This is a genomic window from Clostridium sp. BSD2780061688st1 H5 (assembly GCF_005845155.1).
Lineage (GTDB): Bacteria > Bacillota > Clostridia > Lachnospirales > Lachnospiraceae > Claveliimonas > Claveliimonas intestinigallinarum.
The window spans coordinates 1-26,734 of the sequence record NZ_SPGT01000030.1 but is presented as its reverse complement, the minus strand read 5'-3'; the positions used below and the strand labels follow the sequence as shown (position 1 = coordinate 26,734).

Annotated in this window: 26 protein-coding genes and 7 pseudogenes; 30 read left to right on the top strand and 3 right to left on the bottom strand. The window is 50.6% G+C overall.

Going from position 1 to position 26,734, the window contains the following annotated elements; genetic code table 11:
* The first annotated feature begins 338 nt into the window (after nt 1-338).
* The 7 genes and pseudogenes from FGQ86_RS14455 to FGQ86_RS14420 form a co-directional block, all read left to right on the top strand.
* The gene (locus FGQ86_RS14455) at nt 339-563 is read left to right on the top strand and encodes a helix-turn-helix domain-containing protein (RefSeq protein WP_033126275.1); all 225 of its coding nucleotides are present in this window, start codon (nt 339-341) and stop codon (nt 561-563) included.
* 175 nt (nt 564-738) lie between these two features.
* On the top strand, nt 739-1,608 hold the full coding sequence (locus FGQ86_RS14450; RefSeq protein ID WP_000228166.1) for a nucleotidyltransferase domain-containing protein: 870 nt from the start codon (nt 739-741) through the stop codon (nt 1,606-1,608).
* Nucleotides 1,589-2,323 carry a class I SAM-dependent methyltransferase gene (locus FGQ86_RS14445; RefSeq protein WP_000662263.1) on the top strand — a complete coding sequence of 245 codons (735 nt, stop codon included), beginning with the start codon at nt 1,589-1,591 and terminating at the stop codon, nt 2,321-2,323. The genes FGQ86_RS14450 and FGQ86_RS14445 overlap by 20 nt, the downstream gene beginning before the upstream one ends.
* 32 nt (nt 2,324-2,355) lie before the next feature.
* Nucleotides 2,356-3,264 carry an aminoglycoside 6-adenylyltransferase gene (gene ant(6), locus FGQ86_RS14440; RefSeq protein WP_024400881.1) on the top strand — a complete coding sequence of 303 codons (909 nt, stop codon included), beginning with the start codon at nt 2,356-2,358 and terminating at the stop codon, nt 3,262-3,264.
* Nucleotides 3,261-3,803 (top strand): streptothricin N-acetyltransferase Sat4, encoded by a 543-nt coding sequence (gene sat4, locus FGQ86_RS14435; RefSeq protein WP_000627290.1) that lies wholly within the window; start codon nt 3,261-3,263, stop codon nt 3,801-3,803. The genes ant(6) and sat4 overlap by 4 nt, the downstream gene beginning before the upstream one ends.
* Nucleotides 3,804-3,895: 92 nt before the next feature.
* A complete protein-coding gene (gene aph(3')-IIIa / locus FGQ86_RS14430) occupies nt 3,896-4,690 on the top strand; it encodes an aminoglycoside O-phosphotransferase APH(3')-IIIa (RefSeq protein ID WP_001096887.1) in 795 nt (264 codons plus the stop codon).
* Between the two features lie 275 nt (nt 4,691-4,965).
* Nucleotides 4,966-5,280: pseudogene (locus FGQ86_RS14420) on the top strand (HTH domain-containing protein); the annotation flags it as partial.
* Nucleotide 5,281: 1 nt separating this feature from the next.
* Here the strand turns inward: FGQ86_RS14420 and FGQ86_RS14415 are convergent.
* Nucleotides 5,282-5,557 (bottom strand): annotated as a pseudogene (locus FGQ86_RS14415) (helix-turn-helix transcriptional regulator); the annotation flags it as partial.
* A 533-nt stretch (nt 5,558-6,090) separates the two neighbouring features.
* Here FGQ86_RS14415 and FGQ86_RS16290 point away from each other — a divergent pair.
* The 12 genes and pseudogenes from FGQ86_RS16290 (at nt 6,091) to FGQ86_RS14355 (ending at nt 15,074) form a co-directional block, all read left to right on the top strand.
* Nucleotides 6,091-6,282, top strand: coding sequence for a hypothetical protein (locus tag FGQ86_RS16290; RefSeq protein ID WP_171031583.1), 192 nt, complete (start codon nt 6,091-6,093; stop codon nt 6,280-6,282).
* On the top strand, nt 6,283-6,621 hold the full coding sequence (locus FGQ86_RS14400; RefSeq protein ID WP_033126276.1) for a DeoR family transcriptional regulator: 339 nt from the start codon (nt 6,283-6,285) through the stop codon (nt 6,619-6,621).
* Entirely contained in the window at nt 6,618-6,917 is a 300-nt protein-coding gene (locus FGQ86_RS14395) for a DUF3847 domain-containing protein (protein ID WP_033126277.1), read from the top strand. Before FGQ86_RS14400 ends, FGQ86_RS14395 begins: the two co-directional genes overlap by 4 nt.
* A complete protein-coding gene (locus FGQ86_RS14390; RefSeq protein WP_052084072.1) occupies nt 6,914-7,234 on the top strand; it encodes a transposon-transfer assisting family protein in 321 nt (106 codons plus the stop codon). The genes FGQ86_RS14395 and FGQ86_RS14390 overlap by 4 nt, the downstream gene beginning before the upstream one ends.
* A gap of 336 nt (nt 7,235-7,570) precedes the next feature.
* On the top strand, nt 7,571-7,792 hold the full coding sequence (locus tag FGQ86_RS14385; protein WP_033126279.1) for a hypothetical protein: 222 nt from the start codon (nt 7,571-7,573) through the stop codon (nt 7,790-7,792).
* Between the two features lie 135 nt (nt 7,793-7,927).
* Nucleotides 7,928-9,517: a MobQ family relaxase gene (gene mobQ, locus FGQ86_RS14380; protein ID WP_033126280.1), complete on the top strand. Its 1,590-nt coding sequence runs from the start codon at nt 7,928-7,930 to the stop codon at nt 9,515-9,517.
* A gap of 31 nt (nt 9,518-9,548) precedes the next feature.
* Nucleotides 9,549-9,791 (top strand): annotated as a pseudogene (locus FGQ86_RS16745) (CHC2 zinc finger domain-containing protein); the annotation flags it as partial.
* Between the two features lie 414 nt (nt 9,792-10,205).
* Nucleotides 10,206-11,159, top strand: a pseudogene (locus FGQ86_RS16540) (conjugal transfer protein TraE); the annotation flags it as partial.
* 2 nt (nt 11,160-11,161) lie between these two features.
* Entirely contained in the window at nt 11,162-11,530 is a 369-nt protein-coding gene (locus FGQ86_RS14370; RefSeq protein WP_002578787.1) for a DUF3851 family protein, read from the top strand.
* Nucleotides 11,523-13,193: pseudogene (locus tag FGQ86_RS14365) on the top strand (CHAP domain-containing protein); the annotation flags it as partial. The gene FGQ86_RS14370 and the pseudogene FGQ86_RS14365, both read left to right, overlap by 8 nt.
* Nucleotides 13,187-14,857, top strand: a pseudogene (locus FGQ86_RS14360) (YodL domain-containing protein); the annotation flags it as partial. The pseudogenes FGQ86_RS14365 and FGQ86_RS14360, both read left to right, overlap by 7 nt.
* A 1-nt stretch (nt 14,858) precedes the next feature.
* Nucleotides 14,859-15,074 carry a transposon-transfer assisting family protein gene (locus tag FGQ86_RS14355; RefSeq protein ID WP_002588921.1) on the top strand — a complete coding sequence of 72 codons (216 nt, stop codon included), beginning with the start codon at nt 14,859-14,861 and terminating at the stop codon, nt 15,072-15,074.
* Nucleotides 15,075-15,123: 49 nt separating this feature from the next.
* Here FGQ86_RS14355 and FGQ86_RS14350 read toward each other — a convergent pair whose 3' ends face one another.
* A complete protein-coding gene (locus tag FGQ86_RS14350) occupies nt 15,124-15,927 on the bottom strand; it encodes a hypothetical protein (protein ID WP_072853160.1) in 804 nt (267 codons plus the stop codon).
* Here FGQ86_RS14350 and FGQ86_RS14345 point away from each other — a divergent pair.
* From FGQ86_RS14345 to FGQ86_RS14320, 5 genes and pseudogenes are all read left to right on the top strand, one after another.
* The gene (locus tag FGQ86_RS14345; RefSeq protein WP_072853158.1) at nt 15,926-16,282 is read left to right on the top strand and encodes a TnpV protein; all 357 of its coding nucleotides are present in this window, start codon (nt 15,926-15,928) and stop codon (nt 16,280-16,282) included. The two genes, FGQ86_RS14350 and FGQ86_RS14345, sit on opposite strands and share 2 nt — an antisense overlap.
* 53 nt (nt 16,283-16,335) lie before the next feature.
* Nucleotides 16,336-20,445: pseudogene (locus FGQ86_RS14340) on the top strand (helicase SNF2); the annotation flags it as partial.
* A 194-nt stretch (nt 20,446-20,639) separates the two neighbouring features.
* On the top strand, nt 20,640-20,984 hold the full coding sequence (gene mobC, locus FGQ86_RS14335; protein WP_002578491.1) for a plasmid mobilization relaxosome protein MobC: 345 nt from the start codon (nt 20,640-20,642) through the stop codon (nt 20,982-20,984).
* A 152-nt stretch (nt 20,985-21,136) separates the two neighbouring features.
* Nucleotides 21,137-21,442 (top strand): hypothetical protein, encoded by a 306-nt coding sequence (locus FGQ86_RS14325; RefSeq protein ID WP_002578492.1) that lies wholly within the window; start codon nt 21,137-21,139, stop codon nt 21,440-21,442.
* The gene (locus tag FGQ86_RS14320; protein ID WP_002578493.1) at nt 21,439-21,750 is read left to right on the top strand and encodes a CD1845 family protein; all 312 of its coding nucleotides are present in this window, start codon (nt 21,439-21,441) and stop codon (nt 21,748-21,750) included. Before FGQ86_RS14325 ends, FGQ86_RS14320 begins: the two co-directional genes overlap by 4 nt.
* Nucleotides 21,751-21,783: 33 nt before the next feature.
* Here the strand turns inward: FGQ86_RS14320 and FGQ86_RS14315 are convergent, their stop codons facing one another.
* A complete protein-coding gene (locus tag FGQ86_RS14315; RefSeq protein ID WP_002578494.1) occupies nt 21,784-22,023 on the bottom strand; it encodes a helix-turn-helix transcriptional regulator in 240 nt (79 codons plus the stop codon).
* 120 nt (nt 22,024-22,143) lie between these two features.
* Between FGQ86_RS14315 and FGQ86_RS14310 the strand changes: the two genes are divergently transcribed.
* The 6 genes from FGQ86_RS14310 (at nt 22,144) to FGQ86_RS14280 (ending at nt 26,543) form a co-directional block, all read left to right on the top strand.
* Complete coding sequence (locus tag FGQ86_RS14310; protein WP_002578495.1) at nt 22,144-22,581, top strand: hypothetical protein; 438 nt, start codon at nt 22,144-22,146, stop codon at nt 22,579-22,581.
* 136 nt (nt 22,582-22,717) lie between these two features.
* The gene (locus FGQ86_RS14305; protein ID WP_138304825.1) at nt 22,718-23,311 is read left to right on the top strand and encodes a type IV toxin-antitoxin system AbiEi family antitoxin domain-containing protein; all 594 of its coding nucleotides are present in this window, start codon (nt 22,718-22,720) and stop codon (nt 23,309-23,311) included.
* On the top strand, nt 23,308-24,162 hold the full coding sequence (locus FGQ86_RS14300; protein WP_002578497.1) for a nucleotidyl transferase AbiEii/AbiGii toxin family protein: 855 nt from the start codon (nt 23,308-23,310) through the stop codon (nt 24,160-24,162). The genes FGQ86_RS14305 and FGQ86_RS14300 overlap by 4 nt, the downstream gene beginning before the upstream one ends.
* A complete protein-coding gene (locus tag FGQ86_RS14295) occupies nt 24,159-24,491 on the top strand; it encodes a hypothetical protein (protein WP_002578498.1) in 333 nt (110 codons plus the stop codon). Before FGQ86_RS14300 ends, FGQ86_RS14295 begins: the two co-directional genes overlap by 4 nt.
* A 55-nt stretch (nt 24,492-24,546) precedes the next feature.
* Complete coding sequence (locus tag FGQ86_RS14290) at nt 24,547-25,962, top strand: relaxase/mobilization nuclease domain-containing protein (RefSeq protein WP_002578499.1); 1,416 nt, start codon at nt 24,547-24,549, stop codon at nt 25,960-25,962.
* A gap of 284 nt (nt 25,963-26,246) precedes the next feature.
* On the top strand, nt 26,247-26,543 hold the full coding sequence (locus FGQ86_RS14280; protein WP_002576327.1) for a hypothetical protein: 297 nt from the start codon (nt 26,247-26,249) through the stop codon (nt 26,541-26,543).
* Nucleotides 26,544-26,734: the final 191 nt, after the last annotated feature.

The window sequence follows — 26,734 nt, the reverse complement described above, 5'->3', positions numbered from 1 at the left end:
ACGAGAACGGCACCCGCAGGCAGGACATTGAGATTTATTACAGCTTTGTCGGCAAGATTGACTTGCCCGAAGCCTAATGCCCGACCTATCCGACACAATGGCCAAGTGCCGGATAGGAACGGCAAAATTTTTTACACTTCTATTGCTTCTTTATCGCACATCAATAAAAAGCCAGGGCATGAAGCAGCTCATGGCTAAGTAGATGTAATCAAGAGAAGAAAGGAAAAGCACAATCCAGACGGAACCGGCGGTTGTATCAAGAAATGTTTGTGGAATAGCAAGAACTTTGATATAATAGGAGCAGGAACCCCGGAACCGGGAGAAAGGCAGGAGGATAAATGCACATAAGCTATAAACCCCTCTGGCATACGCTGGTTGAGCGCAATATGAGAAAAGAGGACTTGCGGATTGCCGCCGGTCTTACCACAAATATGATTGCTAATATGGGAAAAGGGAAAAATATCAGCATGGAAACGCTGGTTCGTATCTGCGAATCCTTGAATTGTGGCATTCTGGATGTGATTGAATTAGAAAATGATGAAATCGAAAAACCCCAAAAATAAAACAATGTGCTGAAATGGAGAAAAATAAAAGTGAAGAAAAAAATCAGAATCATTCTTATAATGTGCTTATTAGCTATCTTTTGTGAAATTAAAAAAATTATAAATATGTTGAGTAGAAGCAAAAGATTTGGCTTGGAATTTTTACAGCAGTGAATCGATAAAAGGAGCATGCTTGATGGTAGATAATATTATTAAATCAGTAGCAGAGAAATTATCCTCTCTGTCTTATATAGAAGGTATTGTTTTAGGTGGTTCACGTGCAAGGGGCACCCATACAGAGGATTCGGATATAGATATCGGCATCTATTACAATTCAGAATCATTTGACATAAATACTATTAATCAATTCGCTACAAAGCTGGATGATGAGCATAGAAATAACCTTGTTGTACCTCCCGGAGCATGGGGTGATTGGATTAATGGCGGCGGATGGTTAGTCATAAACGGGTATCATGTGGATTTAATTTTACGTGATATTAAACGTGTGGAACAAATAATGAAAGATACAGAGCACGGAATTGTTACTGCCAATTATCAGACTGGGCATCCCCATGGTTATATTAGTGCAATGTATCGAGGAGAATTAGCGATTAGCAAAATACTATATGCTAAGAATGAAAGCTTATGCGAATTAAAAAAACAGGCAGAAACTTATCCCAATGCTTTGCAGAAAAGTTTAGTTAACTTTTTTATGTTTGAAGCAGGGTTCTCTTTAATGTTTGTAAAAGCAAATTCGGGAACAGACGATAAATATTATATTGCGGGTCATGTTTTTCGTATAGTTTCATGTTTAAATCAAGTGTTATTTGCATGTAATAATGCTTATTGTATCAACGAAAAGAAAGCTATAAAACTGCTTGAAACTTTTGAACATAAACCTGAAAAATATACCGAGAAGGTAAATCATATTTTTGAAGTACTCGGTATCTCACTTTTTGAATGCTACGACATGACCGAGAAGCTTTATAATGAAGTGAATGAAATTGTATCGGAGATAAATAACTTTTTAAACGAGGAGAGTTCAGATGAAAGAAAACAAATATGATGATAATATATTTTTTCAAAAATACAGTCAAATGAGTCGCTCGCAGAAAGGACTGGCTGGTGCGGGAGAATGGGAGACTTTGAAAAAGATGCTACCTGATTTTAAGGGTAAGCGTGTGCTTGATTTAGGATGCGGCTATGGATGGCACTGTATATATGCGATGGAAAACGGTGCTTCCTCTGTAGTAGGTGTTGATATTTCTCATAAAATGCTCGAAGTAGCAAAAGGAAAAACCCATTTTCCACAGATTGAATATGAATGCTGTGCCATAGAAGATGTGGATTTCCCAGAGGAGAGCTTTGATGTAATACTAAGTTCGCTTGCGTTTCATTATGTAGCAGACTATGAGAATTTAATAAAAAAGATATATAGGATGCTGAAGGCTGGTGGCAATTTAGTTTTTACAGTTGAACATCCTGTTTTTACTGCTCATGGAACACAAGACTGGTATTATAACGAAAAAGGAGAAATACTGCATTTCCCGGTGGACAATTATTATTATGAGGGCAAACGGACAGCTATGTTTTTGGAAGAAAAGGTTACAAAATATCATAGAACACTGACCACATATCTAAATACACTGCTTTCAAATAGTTTTATAATAAATCAGATTGTGGAGCCACAGCCGCCAGAGAACATGATGGATATTCCGGGGATGGCGGATGAAATGCGACGCCCAATGATGCTGATTGTATCGGCAAAAAAGAAGATGTAATAATATAGAAAAAATAAACGAGGAGTATGTAAATGAGATCAGAAAAAGAAATGATGGATTTAGTACTTTCTTTAGCAGAACAGGATGAACGTATTCGAATTGTGACCCTTGAGGGGTCACGCGCAAATATTAATATACCTAAGGACGAATTCCAGGATTATGATGTCACATACTTCGTAACAGATGTGGAATCCTTTACTTTAAAGGATGAATGGCTTAAAAGCTTCGGGAATATTATAATGATGCAAAAACCGGAGGATATGGAACTATTCCCGGCTGAAGAGAAAGGCTACTCCTATATAATACTTTTTGATGATTATAATAAAATAGACCTTACCTTATTGCCCCTGGAAGAGTTGGGAAACTACCTGAATGACGATAAATTGATAAAGATTATTCTGGATAAGGATGGAAGGATTCAGCAAGCTGTAGTTCCGACCGACATGGATTATCATATAAGAAAACCCAGTGCCCGGGAATACGATGACTGCTGCAATGAATTCTGGAACACCACTACCTATGTGGTTAAGGGACTGTGCCGTAAGGAAATTTTATTTGCTATTGATCATTTTAATCAGATTGTTCGCCATGAGCTGCTGAGAATGATATCATGGAAGGTCGGCATCGAAACAGGCTTTAAATTAAGTGTAGGCAAGAACTATAAGTTTATTGAAAGGTATATATCCGAGGATTTGTGGGAGAAACTTTTGTCCACCTACCGGATGGATTCCTATGAAAACATATGGGAAGCATTATTTCTATGCCATCAATTGTTCAGGGCGGTATCCGGTGAGGTGGCGGAAAGGCTTCATTATGCCTATCCGGAGTATGATAGGAATATAACAAAATATACCAGGGACATGTATAAAAAATACACTGGTAAAACCGGCTGCCTGGATAGCACATATGCCGCTGATATAGAAGAGAGGCGGGAACAGTGATTACAGAAATGAAAGCAGGGCACCTGAAAGATATCGATAAACCCAGCGAACCATTTGAGGTGATAGGTAAGATTATACCGAGGTATGAAAACGAGAATTGGACCTTTACAGAATTACTCTATGAAGCGCCATATTTAAAAAGCTACCAAGACGAAGAGGATGAAGAGGATGAGGAGGCAGATTGCCTTGAATATATTGACAATACTGATAAGATAATATATCTTTACTACCAAGACGATAAATGCGTCGGAAAAGTTAAACTGCGAAAAAATTGGAACCGGTACGCTTATATAGAAGATATCGCCGTATGTAAGGATTTCAGGGGGCAAGGCATAGGCAGCGCGCTTATCAATATATCTATAGAATGGGCAAAGCATAAAAACTTGCATGGACTAATGCTTGAAACCCAGGACAATAACCTTATAGCTTGTAAATTCTATCATAATTGTGGTTTCAAAATCGGCTCCGTCGATACTATGTTATACGCCAACTTTGAAAACAACTTTGAAAAAGCTGTTTTCTGGTATTTAAGGTTTTAGAATGCAAGGAACAGTGAATTGGAGTTCGTCTTGTTATAATTAGCTTCTTGGGGTATCTTTAAATACTGTAGAAAAGAGGAAGGAAATAATAAATGGCTAAAATGAGAATATCACCGGAATTGAAAAAACTGATCGAAAAATACCGCTGCGTAAAAGATACGGAAGGAATGTCTCCTGCTAAGGTATATAAGCTGGTGGGAGAAAATGAAAACCTATATTTAAAAATGACGGACAGCCGGTATAAAGGGACCACCTATGATGTGGAACGGGAAAAGGACATGATGCTATGGCTGGAAGGAAAGCTGCCTGTTCCAAAGGTCCTGCACTTTGAACGGCATGATGGCTGGAGCAATCTGCTCATGAGTGAGGCCGATGGCGTCCTTTGCTCGGAAGAGTATGAAGATGAACAAAGCCCTGAAAAGATTATCGAGCTGTATGCGGAGTGCATCAGGCTCTTTCACTCCATCGACATATCGGATTGTCCCTATACGAATAGCTTAGACAGCCGCTTAGCCGAATTGGATTACTTACTGAATAACGATCTGGCCGATGTGGATTGCGAAAACTGGGAAGAAGACACTCCATTTAAAGATCCGCGCGAGCTGTATGATTTTTTAAAGACGGAAAAGCCCGAAGAGGAACTTGTCTTTTCCCACGGCGACCTGGGAGACAGCAACATCTTTGTGAAAGATGGCAAAGTAAGTGGCTTTATTGATCTTGGGAGAAGCGGCAGGGCGGACAAGTGGTATGACATTGCCTTCTGCGTCCGGTCGATCAGGGAGGATATCGGGGAAGAACAGTATGTCGAGCTATTTTTTGACTTACTGGGGATCAAGCCTGATTGGGAGAAAATAAAATATTATATTTTACTGGATGAATTGTTTTAGTACCTAGATTTAGATGTCTAAAAAGCTTTAACTACAAGCTTTTTAGACATCTAATCTTTTCTGAAGTACATCCGCAACTGTCCATACTCTGATGTTTTATATCTTTTCTAAAAGTTCGCTAGATAGAGTTCTATATTAGAGATGTAAAGAGTTTTGGTGAAGAGGTTTGTGAGTATGGCTTTTATAACCAGGGTGCAATGAGAAGCACTAACAGCAGCTAGCTTAAGAACGCATAGGATATACTTTTTATGGAAGTCACAGAGGAGGAATAAAATTTGAACAGGATTAACAGAGTAACCTCTATTCTTATTCAGCTGCAATCAAAAAAAATAATTCCTGCCAAAGAAATTGCACAGCGATTTAATATAAGCTTAAGGACAGTTTACAGAGATATCCGGACACTTGAAGAAGCCGGAATACCAATTGGATCTGAGGCCGGAAAAGGATATTTTCTTGTAGAGGGCTTCCTACTTCCGCCGGTAATGTTTACAGCGGCGGAAGTGGGTGCATTGATTACAGCAGGGAAATTTTTAAATTGCCATGGAGATGAATCATTTATAAAGGATTTTGATTCAGCTATGTATAAAATCACACGACTTCATCACTCAAATGTAATTCTTCTATCGGCGTGTTTTCATATTTCCGATTGTTGGTAAGGCCGAGCAGATAGTCAACGGACACCTGATAGAAGTCTGCCAGCTTCAACAGGCTGCCGTGATTGATTTCCTTGTATTCATCGTTGTCGTTTTCATAGCTGCCGAGGGCTGATTTTGAAATGCCGGTTTTCTGCGCCAATTCTTCCAGATTTAAGCCCTGTTCCACCCGTAAATCTTTCAGGCGTTCCTGTACGGAAATGCGGGTTTTCATAGATACATCGCTCCTTCCTGCGGCTGGCTGCCGCCGTCAATTTCATTATACCATACCCGTTCCGCAATCGTGGAAATTTTCGATTTTGGGGCGGTTTTCCTACTTTGTGGATATACGGGAGAAGGCTCAAAAATGTGCCATAATGGGCTTAGTTCATCGATGGATTATTCCAATCGAATGACCGGCCTGTATGGGATATGCTCCCCGGCGATGTAGCGCAACGACTTGCGGCAGGGAAATGGAGGAACCATGACCGCAACGAGCGTACCAAAGGGAGCGAAACGCCGTTGTGAGAGCCAGGGGCAGGAACGACATCAGGGAGAACCGGCGAAAATGAACACCGAATTGATACCGAAACACAACAATCCGATAGGGCATAGTCTACCCTATCCATAATACTACGGGGGATTTCCGGGCGGCTCTATGGCCGCTTTTTCCTTGAAAATCGCCCCGAAACACGACACTAAAATCTGCTATCCGTCTATTGCGGCTGTTACGGCTGAAATGGGCGGATTTTTGTTTAAGGAGGCACCATGCCGAGAATGCCGAAAAAGAGGAAGCTGGAACTGTCTTTCTTCCTCAATGAACGGGGGCGGGTAACGTACAACGACCTTTGCCGGAAATGCCAGCGCACTTGCAAGCAGAGTTTCCGGGCGGTCATTGTGGACTGCCCCTATTATCTTTCCAAACGCTCAAAACGAAAAGTAAAGGAGGACACCGATTGAATGGAAGTTGAATTTATGACCGCAGACACCGCCCTACCGCCCTGTATGCCGCTGCCGAGAGCCATGCTGCGGCTCCCGATCAGCAGCACCGCAAAGGTCATGTACGCCCGGATGTTGGATATTGTTTTCTTGTCAGGTATAGAGGACGCCAACGGGATTTTGTTTATCCATTTCCCTATCGTGGAACTGGCGGCGGCACTTGCCCGCAGCACCATGACCGTGAAGCGTTCCCTGAATGAATTGGAGGACGCCGGACTGATACTGCGAGTGCGTCAGGGCTTCGGGGAACCCAACAAAATATATGTACTCATTCCGAAGAAGGAGGCCAGCCGCCGATGAATGAAAAGCTGGAAAAACTCAATCAGGAGATAGAGAAAACGGAAAAGAAGCTGCGCTGGGCGCAACAGGAGGAAAAGCGTCTGACCCATCAGGCTAAGGCGCTGACCCGGAAGGAACGGACGCACCGGCTTTGCACCAGAGCCGCCATGCTGGAAAGCTACCTTCCCCACCCGGAAGCCATCACGGATGAACAGGTCAGTTTGTTCTTGAAGCTGCTGTTCCGGAAGGACAGCACCCGGCAGCTTATGGAAAAAGTGTTCGCCGGAAACGGCACAGAGAAGGAGGGCGCAGAATGAAGATGGATTTTTCAAAAGACGAGTTGGCTATGGTCTATCAGTACGCCGCCGGTACGAAGGAAGAAACTCTTGCGGGGCTGAAAGAAATCGTGCCGGTTATCCGTGACCGGCAGACAAGGGAGATTGTGGAGAATACCATCCGAAAGCTGGACGCCATCCCGGAGCCGGAGTGCCGCCGCTTTATCGCTGATACGAAGCAGCGGTTTATCCAGAAGCGGGACAATTCCATCCGGCGCAGGCTTGCCGAAGCCAAGGCACAGGCGAGGGCGGAAAAGCCACATCCCAAGAGAAAACAGCCAGACCGGGAACGGTCATAATTGCTTCCAGAGCCGCAGCCCGTGGACTGCCCCTCTGAAAGAGGGCGCAACTATACACCACCTGAAGGTAGTGTGTTGCGCCCTGCCGGGGGCTTCCTGCGGAAAGCGGATGATTGCCCGCAGCGTTCCGGCTCCTGTCAATCATCACAGAGGAAGCTACACTTCCCCTGCGCTGGCTGACGCCAGCTACCCCTTTGTGTACTTGCCGCCCGGGAACACCTTGCACTGCAAGCTGTTCCCGTCCAGCAAGTTTTACAATAGGCCGCTATACTTTTCTGAAACGATGAGGTATAATGAAGTCAACGACAAATTGGAATTTGGAGGGGATATAGCAATATGAAAAACAATAGATACTTAACTGTTGGCTTATTAACAGGATTTATTGTTGGTGGTTGCATAGGTGTGTTGGCATGGGCGTTTTTGCAAAATCTTTTTGCCATTCCTATTTGTGCAAGTATCGGAATGTTGATTGGAATTGTTATAGGCACGGTGATTGATTATGAAAAAACATCAAAAGAAATAGATAAAATAGATGATTCCTTAAAGGGAAAATCCTAATTTATCGGGCCACCCTGATCCGAACTTTCAAAACTGAATACCAGCCACCCACCGGCGGCACCACCGAGCAGGAAATCTTGAAACAGGTTCCCTGCTCTTTTTATGCCCGGACACCGGGAGAAAGGAGGACGTGACTTGCCATGCCCGCACTTTGATGTGAAAATCATCCAGCGCAGCAAGCGCCAGTCAGCCGTTGCGTCTGCCGCCTACCAGAGCGGGGAACGGCTGTTTTCCGAATACGACCAGAAACAGAAATACTATTCCCATAAAAGCGAAATCGTCCACACCGAAATCATGCTGCCGCCCCATGCCCCGCCGGAATACGCAGACCGGAATACCTTGTGGAACGCCGCCGAAGCCATCGAGAAGCAATGGAACTCCCAGCTTGCCCGGAGGTTTGTGCTTGCCATTCCGAGGGAACTTCCCCGGTCACAGTACGCCGACCTTATCCGGGACTACTGCCGGGAGTTTTTTGTTTCCAAGGGCATGATTGCCGACTTTGCCATCCATGACAAGGGGGACGGAAATCCCCACGCCCACATCCTGCTTACCATGCGGGCAATGGACGAACAAGGCAAGTGGCTCCCAAAGAGCCGGAAGGTTTATGACCTTGACGAGAACGGCGAGCGTATCCGGCTTGCGTCCGGCAGATGGAAAAGCCACAAGGAGGACACCGTGGACTGGAACGACCAGAAGTACGCCGAGATATGGCGGCAGGGCTGGGCTGACACGGCGAACCGCTATCTGGAAGCCATCGGCAGCCCGGAGCGCCTTGACCTTCGTTCCTATGCCCGACAGGGGATTGATAAAATCCCCACCGTCCACATGGGGCCAGCGGTCAGCCAGTTGGAGAAGAAAGGCATACAGACCAACATCGGCAACCTGAACCGGGACATCAAAGCCGCCAATTCCCTCATGCAGTCTATCCGGCAGATGGTACGCAGCTTAAAGGGCTGGCTGTCCGGCCTGAAAGAGAAAAAGGCAGCGCTGCTGGAAGTGCTGGAACAGGCAAAGGAGCCGACCATCCCCGAACTGCTTTCCCGGTATCTGGATATGCGGAGCGAGGAACGCACCGGCTGGACTTCCAAGGGGAAGCTGAAAGGCACTGTTGGCGATTTCAACAAGGTCATGGAAGCCCTTGACTTCCTGCGGCAGAAAGAGATCTCCACCGTGGAGAGCCTTGACGCCTATCTGGATAAGGTCAGCGGGGAGATACTTTCTGCCAAAACCGACATCCGAAAATCGGAACGCCGGATAAAGGCCATCGACACCACCCTTTCCCATATCGCCAACCACGGAGCCTACAAAGAGGTTTACAAGAAATACGCTTCCATCGGCTGGAAAACCCGAAAGGAGAAGTTTGCCGCCGAACACCGGGAGGAACTGGACGCCTACCTTGCCGCAAAGCGTTTCTTCAAAGCCCATCAGGAGGAATTGCCCTTCGATGCGAAAGAGTTAAAGAAAGAACGGGCGCAGCTTTCCGAGGAACTGTCTAAAAAAAATGAGGGATTGCAGGCGGTTCAGGCGGATATGAAGCTGCTGCGGGATGTGCGCTACTGGATAAACCATGTGCTGCCGCCCGACCAGCGCCGTGTTGTGCCGGAGCCGGGAAAGAAGCCGTCCATCAACGAACAATTAAGCTGGAAGATTGAGGGCGCAAAACAGCGGGAAGAACAGAAACGCCAGCAGCCCCGCCGCCAGCAAAAACAGGATATGGAACTTTAACCAATCAGGCGCTTGCCTTTTCTTTGTGAGAATGGCAGGCGCTTTTTCTATTTTCAGGAGGATTTGCCTATTGAACGTATTTGAAGCCGTGAAGCAGTCTGTTTCCACCCGGCAGGCCGCCGAGCATTACGGTATCCGGGTAGGGAGAAACGGGATGTGCGTCTGCCCTTTCCATGACGATAAAAACCCCAGCATGAAGGTTGACCGGCGTTTCCATTGCTTCGGCTGTCAGGCAGACGGGGATGTGATTGACTTTGTTTCCCGTCTGGAAAACGTCAGCCCCAAAGAAGCCGCCCTCATGCTGGCGCAGGACTTCTCCATCCCCTATGAGGACAGGGAGCCGCCAAGCAGGAGCCGCCCGAAGCGGAAGCCACGTCAGGAAAGCCCGGAACATCAATTTAAGCGCATGGAGCGCCACTGTTTCCGGGTACTGTCCGACTATCACAATCTGCTGCGCTGCTGGAAGCGGGACTATGCCCCAAAGACGCCGGAGGAAGAATGGCACCCGCTTTTCGTGGAAGCCTTGCAGAAACAATCCCATGTGGAATATCTGCTGGATGTGCTGCTGTTCTCCGACATAGGGGAACGGGCTGCCCTGATTGCCAGCTACGGAAAGGAAGTGAGGAACCTTGAGCGGAGAATGGCAGACCTTGCCGCCAGAACTGCGGCAGGCCGTGACGGACACCATGATGACATCATTATCTGCGACCCGGAGGCCGAGTACGCGCCCTTGGTGGAGCGCCTGCATGGGCAGGTCATCAAGATTTCGCCCACCAGCAGCAATTACATTAACCCTATGGATTTGAACCTGGACTACTCGGACGATGAAAGTCCGCTGTCTCTCAAGTCCGACTTCATCCTGTCTCTGTGCGAGCTGATCGTAGGCGGCAAAGAGGGCTTGCAGCCGGTTCAGAAAACCATCATTGACCGCTGTGTGCGGCTGGTGTATCAGGACTATCTCAATGACCCCCGCCCGGAGAATATGCCCATCCTGGAGGACCTCTACAACCTGCTGCGGGCGCAGGACGAGAAAGAGGCGCAGTACATCGCCACGGCGCTGGAAATCTATGTGACCGGCTCCCTCAATGTGTTTAACCATCAGAGCAATGTGGACATCAACAACCGTATCGTCTGCTACGACATCAAGGAGCTGGGCAAGCAGCTGAAAAAGATCGGTATGCTGGTGGTCCAGGACCAAGTGTGGAACCGCGTTACCATCAACCGTGCTGCCCACAAATCCACCCGTTACTACATCGACGAGATGCACCTGCTGCTGAAAGAGGAACAGACCGCCGCCTACACGGTGGAGATTTGGAAGCGGTTCAGAAAATGGGGCGGCATCCCCACCGGCATCACGCAGAATGTCAAAGACTTGCTTTCTTCCCGCGAGGTGGAGAACATCTTTGAGAACTCCGACTTCGTGTATATGCTCAACCAGGCGGGCGGGGACCGGCAGATTCTCGCCAAGCAGCTGGGCATTTCCCCTCACCAGCTTTCCTATGTGACCCACTCCAGCGAGGGCGAGGGCCTGCTGTTCTATGGCTCCACGATCCTGCCTTTCGTGGACCATTTCCCCAAGAACACCGAGCTGTACCGCATTATGACCACCAAACCCCAGGAACTGAAAAAGGAGGATGAATGACCATGAAACCCAACACCGAACTGAATACCATGATGTTTTTTGACGATGCCCTGGAGGGTGAGCGCACCCAGCTGCTCACCGAGCTGGCCGATGCCGTCAGCGAGACCCGCACGGCGGCGGATCAGGCTGCGGAGCTGAACGAGGACGGCGAAGCGGGCCTGCTGCGCCTGACGGAAATCTGGTGCGCCATGAACGGCGTCCCGGCCATCGTCATCTTCGAGGGCGGGCAGTCCGAGCTGCTGGCCAATGTGGTGGCGCAGATCTACGCCCATCTGCTTCAGCACCCCTCCCGTGACCCTGTGGGGCTGGCCGTCTATGTGGAGCTGCGCTACATGACGGCCTCCCTCATGTTGGGGGAATGGTTTGAATAAGGAACCGCGCCTGCGCTTTACGGACGAGGAACGGGCTGACCCGGCTCTGGAGAAGCCCATCCGTAAGGCGGACAAGGCCGCCGCCAAAGCAGACAAGGCGCAGGCCAAAATCCCCAAAAAGCAGGTCCGGCAAAAGACGGTGGACCCGGAGACCGGCAAAGTGACCACCAAGCTGGTGCTGGAGGACAAGAAGAAGCCGCCCTCCAAATTGTCCCATGCGGTGCGGGATACCCCCGCCAATGCCGCTCTGGGGAAGCTCCACAAGGAAATCCGGGAGACCGAACAGGACAATGTGGGCGTGGAGAGCGCCCACAAGTCCGAGGAGGCTGCCGAGACCGGCGTTAGGCTTGCACGGGAAGGCTACCGCAGCCACAAGTTGAAGCCCTACCGCAAGGCGGCCCAGGCCGAGCAGAAGCTGGAGAAGGCCAATGTGAACGCCTTGTATCAGAAGTCCCTGCGGGAAAATCCCCAGCTTGCCAGCAACCCCATCTCCCGCTGGCAGCAGAAACAGGCCATCAAAAAGGAATACGCTGCCGCCAAGCGCGCCGGTCAAGCTGTCGGGAACACCGCCAAGACTGCGGAGGCCACCGGCATGGCGGCCAAGGCGGTCAAGGAGAAAGCCCAGCAAGCGGGCGCGTTTGTCATGCGCCACAAAAAGGGCTTTTTGATTGCGGGTGCGATCTTCCTGCTGGTCTGTATGCTGCTCAACACCATGTCCTCCTGCTCCATGATGGCGCAGAGTATCGGTTCCGTGGTGTCCGGCACCACCTACCCGTCGGATGATCCTGAGCTGGTGGCGGTGGAGGCCGACTACGCTGCCAAAGAAACGGCGCTGCAAGCCGAGATCGACAACATCGAAAGCAGCCATCCGGGGTATGACGAGTACCGCTATGACCTGGATATGATCGGGCATGACCCCCATGAGCTGGCAGCCTACCTGTCCGCCGTGCTGCAAGGCTATACCCGGCAGAGCGCCCAGGCCGAGCTGGAGCGCGTGTTCGACGCACAGTATGAACTGACGCTTACCGAGGAAGTGGAGATACGATACCGCACCGAAACTTCCACGGACCCCGTGACCGGCGAGACGACCACCGAGGAAGTCCCGTATGAGTATTACATTCTGAATGTGAAGCTCACCAGCAAGCCCATATCTTCCGTGGCTTCGGAGCTGCTAACCCCGGAACAGCTGGAAATGTACCAGGTGTACCGGCAGACGCTGGGCAACAAGCCGCTGATCTTCGGCGGCGGCTCCCCGGATACGAGCAACTCCGAGGACCTGACCGGCGTGGTATTCGTCAACGGCACCCGCCCCGGCAATCAGGCCGTGGTGGACATAGCCAAAAGTCAGGTGGGCAATGTGGGCGGTCAGCCCTACTGGAGCTGGTACGGCTTCAATTCCCGTGTGGAATGGTGCGCCTGCTTCGTGTCCTGGTGCTACGGCCAGATGGGGCTGTCCGAGCCGCGCTTTGCCGCCTGCCAGTCCCAGGGTATTCCGTGGTTCCAGTCTCACGGACAATGGGGCGGGCGTGATTACGCCAATATCGCCCCCGGCGACGCCATCTTCTTTGACTGGGACCTGGATGGCAGCGCCGACCATGTGGGCCTTGTGGTCGGCACAGACGGCAGCCGGGTCTACACCGTGGAGGGCAATTCTGGCGACGCCTGAAGGAGCTGCGGGCCAGTCTGGAGACCATCAACAAGACTTCCTGCGAGCTGATTAACGACATCGAGCGCAACTACAAGGAAATCTGCAAGGAGCGCGGCATTGACCTGACTGCCGCCACGGAACCGCAGCAGGACTCTATCGAGCAGCTGGCAGCAGACATCGACCAGTTCACTTTCGATTATGACCCTTATGAGTATCGGAACAATGCAGATAGCCGTGAGGACGCACTGCACGAACTGACTGCCACACTCCGAAGCGGAGATGCCAGCGGTGTACGCGAATGGCTCCAGAATATCGTGAACGAGGATGAACCGGATGAAACCACCCAAAAAGCTGCCGAGCTTATGGGACGCTTGGATCAGCTGGTGCCGATGACTGAACCGGAACAGCTGACCGAGCCGGAAAATACCGAAAGTGTCCAGCCCAGCGCCGAGTACCGGGAGGCCCTGTTGGTGCTGGATGATACCAGCTACCTTCATGTTCAGCCCTGCGACACCGGCTGGGACTACACGCTCTACGATGTGGCAACCATGAAGCAGATGGACGGCGGCCAGTTGGACGGGCCGGATATGGGCCGTTCCACAGCGGTTAGCCATATCTGCGAGGACCTGGGGATGGGCGGCAAGTCCATCAAGTATGCGCCGCTGTCCATGATCGAGACTTTGCAGGAGGCGGCTTACCACCAGATGCAGGAACAGGTCAGCCAGCAGACCACAGAAGCTGCCGCCACCCAGCTGCCGGATGCCCAGGAGCAGGCGTTGGACGAGTATCCCATGCCGGACCCGGCACTGACTCAGGATGATCTGGAGAAATGCGGCTACCTGGACGGTGACCTTCTGCCCCTCTCCAAAGAGCGAGCCTATGAGCTGATGGAGCGAGACCTGACCGTTTATATCGTCCAGGAGGGTGAAAACCCGGAAATGGCCTTTGACACTGCCGACCTGGACGCCCATGACGGTATCTTTGCTGTGTCCCGCGAGGAATGGGAGCAAAGCCCGGACTTTCACGAAAAAGTTTTGGAACGACAGGATCGGCAGTTGGAACGGGAACAGGCGTTTCTTTCCCATGAGGGAAATTGTTTTGCTATTTATCAGGTGAGCAAGGATGACCCGCAGAATGTGCGTTTTATGAATCTGGATTGGCTGCAATCGCACAATCTGTCCGTAGAGCGGAGTAACTATGACCTTATCTATACCGCCCCTCTGGACGGTTCCGGCAGCACTATGGAGCAGCTGGAAAGGCTGTATGAGCAGTTCAATCTGCAAAAGCCGGTGGATTTTCACAGCCCGTCTATGAGCGTCAGTGACATCGTTGCCATCAAGCAGAATGGTCAGGTATCCTGTCATTACTGCGACAGTGTTGGTTTCACCCAGGTGCAAGGTTTCTTGCCGGAAAATTCGCTGAGAAATGCGGAAATGACGGTGGAAGATGATTACGGCATGATCGACGGTATCATCAATAACGGCCCAAAGGAGCCGACAGTGGCCCAGCTGGAACAACAGGCCCGCAGTGGTCAGCCCATTTCTCTTATGGACTTGGCAGCAGCCGTCCATCGAGAGGAACGGGAAAAGAAAAAGTCCGTAATGGAGCAGCTGAAAAGCCAGCCCAAGACGGAACACAAAAAGACAGCGCAAAAAAAGAGCGCGGAAAGGGAGCTTTGATATGAACAACTTCACCTTTGAGGAAACGAACCTTCTTTGCATCTACAACACCGGCAGCCGCACCGGGCTGATCGACGCTCTGACGGAGATGCGCGGTGAGCTTTCGCCGGAGGAAGCCGAGCTGCGGGAACTGACGGACAGCGCCCTGGGTAAACTCCAAGCTATGAACGACACCGAGTTTGCCGAACTGGAGCTGTACCCAGATTTCGACGAGTAAAAAACACACATAAAGACCTGATGGGACGGCCTGATATGCCGTCCCATTTCTATTCAACATGAAGGGAGGACAGAAAACCATGCCATCCAAAGCTGAATTTTACCGGCAGATGGCCGAACAGGTATCGACCCAGCTTGTAGGCAGCTGGAAGGAGTGGACGGCTTTTCTCACCACCGCCGCCCGCCTTTATAAATACCCATTCCACGAGCAAATGATGATTTACGCCCAGCGCCCGGATGCCACCGCCTGCGCCGAGTATGACCTGTGGAATGAAAAAATGGGACGGTATGTGCGCCGTGGCTCCAAGGGTATTGCCCTGGTGGACGATTCCGGCGACAAGCTTCGCCTGCGCTATGTGTTCGATATTTCCGATACCGGCACCCGTGAACATTCCCGTACACCCTGGTTGTGGCAGCTGGAAGAACAGCACATTGGGCCTGTGTCGGCCATGCTGGAGCAAAACTACGGCGTTGCCGGTGACAATCTCGCCCAGCAGCTCACGGATGTAGCCGGAAAGCTGGCGAGTGAGTATTGGGACGATCATCAGAGAGATTTCCGCTATATCGTTGACGGTTCGTTCCTGGCGGAGTACGATGATTACAACATCGAAGTCCAATTTAAGTCCGCCGCCACCGTCAGTATCGCCTATGCCCTGATGTCTCGCTGTGGGCTGGATACGGAACAATATTTCCAGCATGAGGACTTCATGCCGATTTTCGATTTCAATACCCCGGCCACGGTTGGGGCGTTGGGCGCGGCGGTCAGCCAGATTAACCAGCAGGTTTTGCGGCAGATCGGCGTCACCATCCAGATCTATGAGCGCGAGCAACTCGCGGAAAGGAGCGTTACACATGGAGAACAGCCTGACTTACACGATGAACGGAGATTATCAGATTCCCGACCTGAAGCTGACCGAACAGCCGGAGAAGCCCCTGGGCAAGTACGGCAGGATGCGGAAAGCGTACCTGAAGGAACACCGGCCCCTGATTTACAATCAGCTGCTGCTGACCGAGAAGCTGTACCCGCACCTCATCGAGATCGACGAGACAGCGCAGAGCCGTCTGGAGCAGATGATGCCCCAGCTGGCGAAAGACGCGGGCGCGACGGAGCAGCTGAAAGCCAGCGACCCGATGCGCTGGGTGGGCCTGATGAACACCTGCAAAGCACAGGCCGAGGAGATTCTGATGGCGGAGCTTATTCACAGCTGAGTTTCTTCCTCTCCGAAGCAGAACAAATCAGAATCATAGATGAAGCAGAGAATGTGAAAACATCCTCTGCTTTTTCTTTTGCCCAGGCTGACATCGACCATGTGCTGCGGCTGGGCGGCAACACCTATCGCCAGAGAGAGCGCATTGTCGCGGCCTTTGAGGAGCAGAAGTCCACCACCGAGATCGCAGACACCCTGAAAACCCTGTACCATGGCGGCAACGGGATTGGCAGCATCACTGCATGGTATGCCGAGGATGGAATCCATCTTTCCCACGGCAAAACTGCCCGTTACGATAAGTCCGCCCAGGTCATTTCCTGGGAGAGTGCCGCTGAGCGTATCGGCCAGCTTTTGCAGGACGGCCAGTTTGCCACCAATGTGGAGCTGGCTGAGGCTGCGGGCTATGAACGCTCCCTCCTCGCGGAAAAGTTCTGGAATCTGTACCACGATTTCAGCGAGGAAGCCAGAGAAGCTGGGTATCTGCCCATCCTTTCCAACAATCCGGGGCGCGGTTTCCCGGAGGAATCTGCATGGCTCACCGAACAGCTGAAAAGCCCGGAGTTTCGCCAGAACCTTGCGGAAGAATATGCTGCCTTCTGGACGGCCTACCAGCAGGATCGGGATTTGCTGCGCTTCCACTACCATAAACCCAAAGAAATTTGGGAGAACCTGCAAGATCTGTCCTTGCCTCGCACCACCTTTACCTCTCAGTTGACGGAAGTACCTTCGGTCAAGCAGTTTATCTCTGAGGACGAGATCGACGCCGCCATGACCAGAGGCAGCGGATTTGAGGGCGGTAAGGGCCGAGTTTTCACCTTTTTCCAGGAACCCCATACGGATAAGGAAAAGGTGGATTTTCTCAAACATAAGTATGGTATTGGCGGTCACTCCCATGCCCTGTCCGGTGCAATGAAAAGCGATGAAAGCCACGACGGAAAAGGTCTGCACTACAAAAAAGACGGCTGCCCGGATGTGCATTTCACCTGGGAGAAAGTCGCCAAACGGATTACCGACCTGATCCAGAAGGGACGCTATCTCACAGAACAGGAACAGGCGGAGTATGACAAAATCCAGGCAGAAAAGGCCCTGGCGGAAGAAGATGCCCTGCAAGCCCAGCAGCCGGACCCGGCTGTGTGGGAATACAACGGCGTCAAGGAGCGCCACCCGGATGATATAATCCTCTACCAAATGGGGGATTTTTTTGAGCTGTACGGTGAGGACGCCAAAACTGCTGCTGCGGAACTGGACCTCAATCTCACGACCCGCGCTATCCCCGGCGGTGGCCGTGTGGAAATGTGCGGCTTTCCGGCAAACCGGCTGGAGCAGGTTGTGGAACAGCTGCGGGATAAGCATGATGTGACCATTTCCGCTGTCCCGAAGGGCGGCAGGGAGCGGCAGGAGTATTCCATGCCCTCTATCGACCATGAGGCGGAACAGCACATCAATGCCCAGGAAGCGGAGTTTGGCGCAGACGGGACCAGAGTATTTCAGGAGACCGAAGCAGCCGCAGCCCCTACGATTCGAGAACTGCATGAGCAATACAAGCCCATTGTACTTGCCGCTGTTATGGAAGATGTGCCATATCGCAATGCCTGCGGTCACAGTGACCATGAGAACGCCGTGATCGAGGGCAATGCCGCTATTCGCCGTGCTGTCCTGGGATCTGGCAACATGGAGCTGCTCCGCCTCTATTCCGACACACCGGAGTTCCGCCAGCGCCTTCATCGAGAAATCATCGACGAGACCTATCCCAAGCTCCATGAGCTGCTGCACCCTCTCACGGACAATGACATCGACAAGGCTATCCAGGACTGGAACGGCAAAATCGAAAGTAAACACGCCGTTGTCCGTTACATGGAGAAACATGGGCGGGAAAAAGATACCGCTGCATGGCTGGCCCATGAGTTTGACGGCGGCGATGGCAAAACCCCGTTTTCGGTTCGCCCGGAAAGCCCCGAAGGAACGGTGCTGCCCTGGCCCAAGGTACAGCGCCGGATCGCTCAGCTTATCAAGGAGGACCGGTTCTACACCGAAGCGGAACAGGACCGGTTCGACAACATCGACCCCATCGCCATTCGGGAGGCTTTGGCCGAGCGCGGCATTGTGAATGGTGAACTGGTGGATGAGGAAAAACTGGATAATGACCCATTCATCCAGCGTGTTATGGCGGATGTGGAGGCCATATCCAGAGAGAGCGTCCCGGCAGATGAGCCGGAACAGCCTTCTCCCCATAATTTGCGTGTTCTGGTTTCAGATGAGGAATACGCTGCGGCTCGTGGCACACTCCGGGAGCGAACCTCCTACGATCCAGCGGTTCCTCCTTACAATGTGGGTGATATTGTCTATCTGGATGACCGGCCCCATCAGATCACAGAGCTGCGGGATGACACGGTGCAGCTGCTGCCCACCGGCATGAGCTATCCCATCTACCGGGCTGAGAGCCGGGAACGGTTTGAGCAGCTTTTGCGGGAGGATAACCGCAACGACTTCTATACCGAATTCCTGCCTGCAAATCTGGATACGGTGGACCAGGACCTTCGGGATGTGCTGGCCCATGGCCTGATTGGTGAGGCGGACAAGGCGGAGCTTTCCGAGCTTCTTCGCAACGGCAAGAGTAACCAGGAGGTAGCCTTGTGGCTGAGCCGGGCCTATCCCAACATCGTGGAAACGATGGAGCTGGAGACCGGCGAGACCGCCGATTACCGCACGATGCCGGAAGGTATCGAGCTGGAAGTGCTGGATGCAGATGAAAAGCGTCTGGCCATGCTGTTCTTCCAGTGGAGCGAGGTTGCGCCTTTGCTGCGCGGGATGTATGCCCGTCAGTTGGACGGTTTTGAGCAGGAACGCCCCGAACCGGCTGCCGAAACCCCGGCCTTCCAAGCCGAGACTGTGGCTGTCTATCCGGGCGATAAGAACAATCTGCCCTATGATGTGGTTGTTCAGACCCTGCGAACCAATGAGCCGGAGCCGCCCACGCCTGCTGTCGAGCCGGAAAAGACTCTGGATGAGGTACTGGACGAACACCCCGTTTCCATTCAGGTAAACGGCGAGTGGCAGACCTTCCCCAATGTCAAAGCTGCCGAGGAAGCCTCTTATGAGGAATACAAGGCCAATCTGCGTCGCACCGCCGAGAATTTCCGTATCACTGACGATCACCTGGGCGAAGGCGGCCCCAAGGCTAAGTTCCAGGCCAATGTCGAGGCAATCAAGCTGCTGAAATACCTGGAGGAAACCACCGAGCAGGCAACGCCGGAACAGCAGAAAATCCTTTCTCGGTATGTGGGCTGGGGCGGCCTTGCCGATGCCTTTGACCCCGACAAGGAAAGCTGGAGCAAGGAATATGCCCAGCTGAAGGAACTGCTGACCCCGGAGGAATACGCTGCTGCCAGAGGTTCCACCCTCAACGCGCACTACACCAGCCCTACGGTCATCAAAGCGATTTACGAGGCTGTGGGCCGCATGGGATTTGAGACCAGCAACATCCTGGAGCCGTCCTGTGGTGTAGGCAATTTCTTCGGTATGCTGCCGGAGGAAATGCGAAACAGCCGTCTTTACGGCGTGGAGCTGGATTCCATCAGCGGGCGTATTGCCCAGCAGCTCTACCCCAAGGCCGACATCACCGTGGCAGGGTTTGAGACCACCGACAGGCGGGATTTCTACGATCTGGCGGTGGGTAATGTTCCGTTTGGCCAGTATCAGGTTCGGGATAAAGCCTATGACAAGCTGAATTTCAGCATTCACAACTACTTTTTCGCCAAGGCTCTGGATCAGGTTCGTCCCGGTGGCGTGGTGGCCTTTGTCACCAGCCGCTACACGATGGACGCCAAGGATTCCACCGTGCGCCGGTATCTTGCTCAGCGCGCCGAACTGCTGGGGGCCATCCGTCTGCCCAATGACGCTTTCAAAAAGAACGCAGGTGCCGAGGTCGTTTCGGACATCATCTTCCTGCAAAAGCGTGACCGTCCGTTGGACATCGTGCCGGAGTGGACGCAGACCGGGCAGACCGAGGACGGCTTTGCCATCAACCGCTATTTCCTGGACCACCCGGAAATGGTGCTGGGCCGACAGGAACCGGAAAGCACCGCCCACGGCATGGACTACACCGTGAACCCCATCGAGGGGCTGGAGCTTGCCGATCAGCTGCATGATGCCGTGAAGTACATGCCGGAGGACAGCGGCACTTCGCGCCACTGTGCTTATCTGGTTGTGGATGAGGTCAATCTTGGTCTGACCGATCTGTTTACACGGCAGGCACGAAAAACGCTTCAGGAACCGGAGAAAGGCTCTGTCTTGCAAAAGCTCAAACAGGAGCCTACCACCCACAAGCCTGCTTTATCGAAGAAACAGGAGCCGGAACGATGAGCGCCAAAAAGCGTAAACGGGATGTGCCGGTCCTGTTTTGGGTTTCCGATGCGGAGATGGAAGCGATCCAGCAGAAAATGGCACAGTTCGGAACAAAAAACCTGAGCGCCTATCTGCGGAAGATGGCTGTGGACGGCTATGTGGTACAGCTGGACTTGCCGGAGCTGAAGGAACTGGTATCCCTGTTGCGCCGAAGCAGCAATAACCTGAACCAGCTCACCCGACGGGTACATGAAACGGGGCGGATTTATGATGCTGACCTGGAGGATATAGCCCAACGGCAGGAGCAGTTATGGGAGGGCGTGAAAGAAATCCTAACCCAGCTTTCCAGGCTTTCGTAACAGGGATATATGCCCCAACTGCGGAGGGAGGAACGGCGTTCTTTTCGCCGCGCCTTCCTCCGTTTTTTCTTTTGCCCATATCCTTGTCTTTTTGAAATGTTGGAAGGATAATATGGGTAGAAAACAGATTGCCGCAAAGGAGTTGAGAATAGATGAAAACCTTTGAGAAGGTGTTGGAGATTTTTCGTGAGTATTTGGACTGTGATCTAGAGGAAGAAGTCCTCCCTTGTCGAGAAGGTTATCTCCGCGTCACATGGAATGGAGATTCCCGCTACTGTGTGGATGGACTTCTCAGCCGGACACCGGACGAACTATTCGAGGTGCTGTTATCTGATTATCGCAGCTATGAGGAACTGCGGCTAACCAAAGGATGCCGAGAAGTGACGGAAGAAGATGAAAGACAGGCAGAAATTCTCTGTCAGAGCTTTCGGGAACGATGGAAGGAGGAAGAAAAATGAGGGCGATCTGGTTCATTCTGAAACTGCCGTTGAAGATTTTAATGGCTCCGGTGATTCTGTCGCTGACCCTGTTCGTCTGGATTTGTGTGGGGATTGTCTATGTCTCCGGTTTGGTGCTGGGGCTTATCAGCATGGTGGTTGCCCTGCTGGGTGTGGCAGTTCTGATTACTTACTCCTTGCAAAACGGCATTATCCTGCTGGTGATAGCATTTCTCATTAGTCCCTATGGTTTGCCAATGGCTGCAATCTGGCTACTGGGCAAGGTACAGGACTTGAAGTTTATCATTCAAGATTTGGTTTATGGATAATATGAAAACCTCCGACGAATTTCGTCGGAGGTTTTATGGTTCTAGGTTATCTTCTTGAAAAAGCGGCGATGCAAAAAAGGTATCTATCCCAATCCCCATTCCTTGGCACATCTCATGAATGATCCGTAGCTTAACCGAATCATACGAGCAGTTGATGACATTTCCAATCGTAGACTTGGGAACACCGCTTTTCATATACAGTTGATATTGTGTCATTTTTCTTTCATCTAGTAATTCTAACAGACGTTTGCTTACCGCCTCGTTTAGCTTCATTCTATACACCGCCCCTGTGACTGTACTATATTTAGTATATGGGCAGTTTTGCTAAAATTGGTCCCTGTACCTGTACTAATAGAGCTATTTGCAGTATGATGGTAATAGGGGTGCCATCGTATGAACGTAACTTTTTGTGGCCATTCGCAAATCACAAAGGCAGACAATATTGCGAATTGGCTTCGCAATGTAACACAAGACCTAATTGAGCAAGGAGCAACAACTTTTTATCTTGGAGGATATGGAGAGTTCGACAGTTTAGCAGCGTCTATTTTACGGGAACAAAAGAAAAAGTATCCGCAAATCGAGCTGGTTCTTGTATTGGCATATTTGAACACTGGCCGGGATGTTTCTGGCTATGACAGTACCGTGTATCCACCGCTGGAAAACGTACCGCGCCGTTTTTCGATTTCTCATAGAAATCGCTGGATGGTAGAGTCCGCCGATGTAGTGGTGGCCTATGTTCTCCATGATTGGGGCGGAGCAGCCACAACGTTACGGTGTGCCAAACAGAAAAAGAAGCAGATTATTTCATATCGTGATGAAATGGGCAGCTGAGGTTGTCTATTTTGCTGCCACTTCATATTTCCAAAACTGTTGAACGTTAAGCTGTCGGTAAAATTATGCCGAATTTTCATCACTTTACTTTTGAACTAATATTGCTTATAATATTAGTGTGAAAGGAAGTGGTACGGTGGGACAATTTGAACAGCTGGATCAGCTGCTGGAAACACAGGATGGGATGCTGCGAACAGCTCAAGTAGTATCTGCTGGTATTTCTAAGCCTGTTTTTTATGATTATGTGCACTCACGGGAATTGGAGCGGGTCGCGCATGGAATTTATCTTTCCAAGGATGCCTGGGTCGATGCCATGTACTTACTTCATCTGCGGGTCGAACAGGCAGTGTTTTCCCATGAGACAGCTTTATTTTTTCACGATCTGACAGACCGCGAGCCGCTGGAATATACGGTCACAGTCAAGACCGGATATAATCCCTCCAAGCTGAAAGCAGAGGGCGTACAGGTATTCACCATTAAGGCGGAACTGCATGGGGTGGGCCTGACAACGGCTCAGACACCATTTGGGCATACAGTTCCTGTCTATGACCTGGAGCGCACCATCTGCGACCTGCTCCGCAGCAGGAACAACATGGAGATGCAGACTTTTCAAGGGGCATTAAAGATGTATGCCAGAAGAAAAGACAAAGACCTGCGGACATTGATGCGGTATGCCGGTATGTTCCGGATAGAAAAAATTCTGCGGCAGTATTTGGAGGTGCTTTTATGATAAAAACAGCAAGGCAGTTGAAGGATCTGATCCGCAATCTTTCCAGAAAAAAATCTGCGGACGCCCAGCTCTTGATGCGGAACTACATGATGGAGCGTTTTCTGGAGCGTATCTCCCTTTCTGAATATCGTGACAAATTTATTCTGAAAGGCGGTATGCTGGTAGCGGCTATGGTTGGTCTGGATGCCCGTTCCACGATGGATTTGGACGCTACTGTAAAAGGAGCCAATGTCAATGTGGAGGACATAGAGAATTTGATTTCCGCTATTGTGAGTGTCCCGCTTGATGATGGCGTCAAATTCCAGCTGAAAAGTATTTCGGAGATTATGGATGAGGCGGAATATCCGGGGATTCGCGTAAATATGACTACAACCTTTGACGGTGTGGTGACGCCTTTGAAGATTGACATTTCCACAGGGGATGCCATTACCCCCAGGGAGATCCGCTACTCTTTCAAGCTGATGCTGGAAGATCGCTCCATTGATATTTGGGCGTACAATCTGGAAACGGTTCTGGCCGAAAAGCTGGAAACGATCATTACCAGAACTACCACCAACACCCGCATGAGAGATTTCTATGACATTTATATTCTGGAACAGCTGCATGGGAATACATTGGACCCTCAGATTCTCCATGATGCGCTGCGGGCCACTGCTCACAAACGCGGGACAGAACGACATCTTGCAGAAGCTGCCGAAGTTTTTGAGGAAGTGGAGAACAGCTCGGTTATGCAGAAACTTTGGGAATCGTACCGCAAAAAATTTTCCTATGCGGCAGATCTGGAGTGGAACATCATCATGGGGGCGGTGCGCAGTTTATACGCTCTCAGTGAAAAGGAATCGAGCCTATGAAGAAGCACGGCCATTATTGTAAAGTCTGCGGAGAATATAAGGCTAATGAAAAATTTTCCGGCAAAGGTCATGCGGCGCACGTCTGTAAATCCTGTGCTTCTTTGCCGCCGGAGAAGCAAGCGGAGCAAATGACAATAAACCGCTTGCTGAATCTCCCATGGAGATTATCAAAGGAGCAGATTTCCTGGCTGAAGAACCGAATGAAAGATAAGCGCCGGGAAGTTCGTGCGCTGGCAAAAGAACAATACGAGATGAGGTTTCCTCCGAAGCGGTTAGAGGACATCGAGGACAATTTTGATTTTCTCGATGAGGACGATTTAATAGAATAACAAAAGCGGTCTGCACCATGCAGGCCGTTTCTTTTTTGGAAAGGAGGTCTCCCTTATGGCAACCACACGCATCATGCCGCTGCATATCGGCAAGGGTCGGACTGAGAGCCGTGCCATCAGCGATATTATTGACTATGTGGCAAATCCCCAAAAGACCGACAACGGAAAATTGATTACCAGCTATGGATGTGACAGCCGCACTGCTGATGCAGAGTTTCTGTTGGCAAAGCGGCAGTATATTGCCGCCACCGGACGAGTGCGCGGTACAGATGATGTGATCGCCTACCATGTGCGCCAGTCGTTCAGGCCCGGAGAGATCACACCGGAGGAAGCCAACCGGCTGGGCATAGAATTTGCCAGGCGGTTCACCAAAGGCAATCATTCCTTTGTGGTCTGCACCCACATCGACAAATCGCATATTCATAATCACATCATCTGGTCGGCGGTCAATATGGATTGTGACCGGAAGTTCCGTAACTTTTGGGGAAGCACCAGAGCTGTTCGACGTTTAAGTGACACCATTTGTATCGAGAACGGACTATCCATTGTGGAGAACCCCAAGCCCCACGGAAAAAGCTACAACAAGTGGCTGGGCGAACAAGCCAAGCCCTCCCATCGGGAACAGCTACGGGTGATGATTGACCGGGCGCTGGAGCAAAAGCCAGCAGACTTTGACACACTTCTGCAACTGCTTTCCGAGATGGGCTGCGAGGTATCTCGGCGCGGGAAAGCAATCCGCCTTAAAGCTCCCGGCTGGAAGAATGTAGCCCGTATGGATGACAAGCTGGGAGCCGGGTACAGCGAAACAGAAATCCGTGCGGTGCTGGCTGGAGAAAAGCAGCACACGCCCCGCAAGAAATCCACCGTGCAGCCGGAGCCACCCAAGGTCAATTTGCTGGTGGATATTCAGGCAAAATTGCAGGCCGGGAAAGGTGCTGGATATGCACGCTGGGCCAAGGTTTTTAACTTAAAACAGATGGCGCAGACCGTGAATTTTCTTACCGAACATCACCTACTGGACTATACAGAGCTGGAAGAAAAAGCGGTGGCGGCTACCGCCCATCACAATGAGCTGTCAGCGCAGATTAAGGCGACGGAGAAACGCATGGCAGAGATCGCCGTCCTGCGTACCCATATCGTTAATTATGCCAAGACCCGCGAGACCTATGTTGCCTATCGCAAGGCCGGTTATTCCCGAAAATTTCGGGAGGAACATGAGCAAGAAATTCTGCTCCATCAGGCGGCAAAAAATGCCTTTGATGAGATGGGAGTGAAGAAGCTGCCCAAGGTCAAAGACCTGCAATCTGAGTATGCCAAACTGCTGGAGGAAAAGAAGAAAACCTACGCCGAGTACCGGCGTTCCCGTGAGGAAATGCGGGAACTTTTGACGGCAAAGGCCAATGTGGATCGGCTGCTGAAAATGGATGAGGAACAGAAAAAAGAACAAGAAAAAGACCACGGCCAGCGGTAAGCCGGTCATGGTCATAAGCGTCCATCGGACGCGTAGCCGCAGAATGAAATTCTGCGTTCAAAGGGGCTTGGGGGCGCTGCCCTCAACAAGCAAAGCAGAGGGGGAAATCACGTCAGGATTTTTCCCTCTGTGGGCCGAGTGTATTAACACCGGCATTGCTTGCCACTTTTGTTCGCAAACAATATCCGTATCCTTTACACGATGATTTACTTTTATTATCATAGTCGTAATAAGTATATAAACTACTTACATATAAGCACCTAAAATATGAAAGGGCTGATAAAATGATGACCTTTGAAAAGGTTTTAGAAGTATTCAACGATTACCTAAATAAAGATAGTGTTTTGGAGGTGGTGAACACTAAGCGAGGATACACCGTTATGATTTGGGATGAAAAAGATGAGCAATGGTTTGGTGTGGAACATTGCAAAGCCCCCGAGCTTTTACGGGATGCCTTACTTGATGGCTATCGTGATTTTTTAGAGCAACAACTTACTCATAACCGCAGGAGTTTAACCGAAACAGAAATCTTAGATATTCAAAACCGATGTGAACAGCTTTATGATTTGTGTGGAGAATAAAAAAATAACCTAAAAAGTGCGATAGCCTGTGTAGGTGTCGCACTTTTTTCAGTTGGCTTGGCTTACGAAAACAGCGTTAATTATTCCGCAGTTTCTCTTGCCTTTTTCAAGCCTTGGTGTGGTATAAAAAAAGTTGACAGCTTATTCTCAAGGATTTCATAATAAAACCAAGAGAATAAGGAGGTATTCAA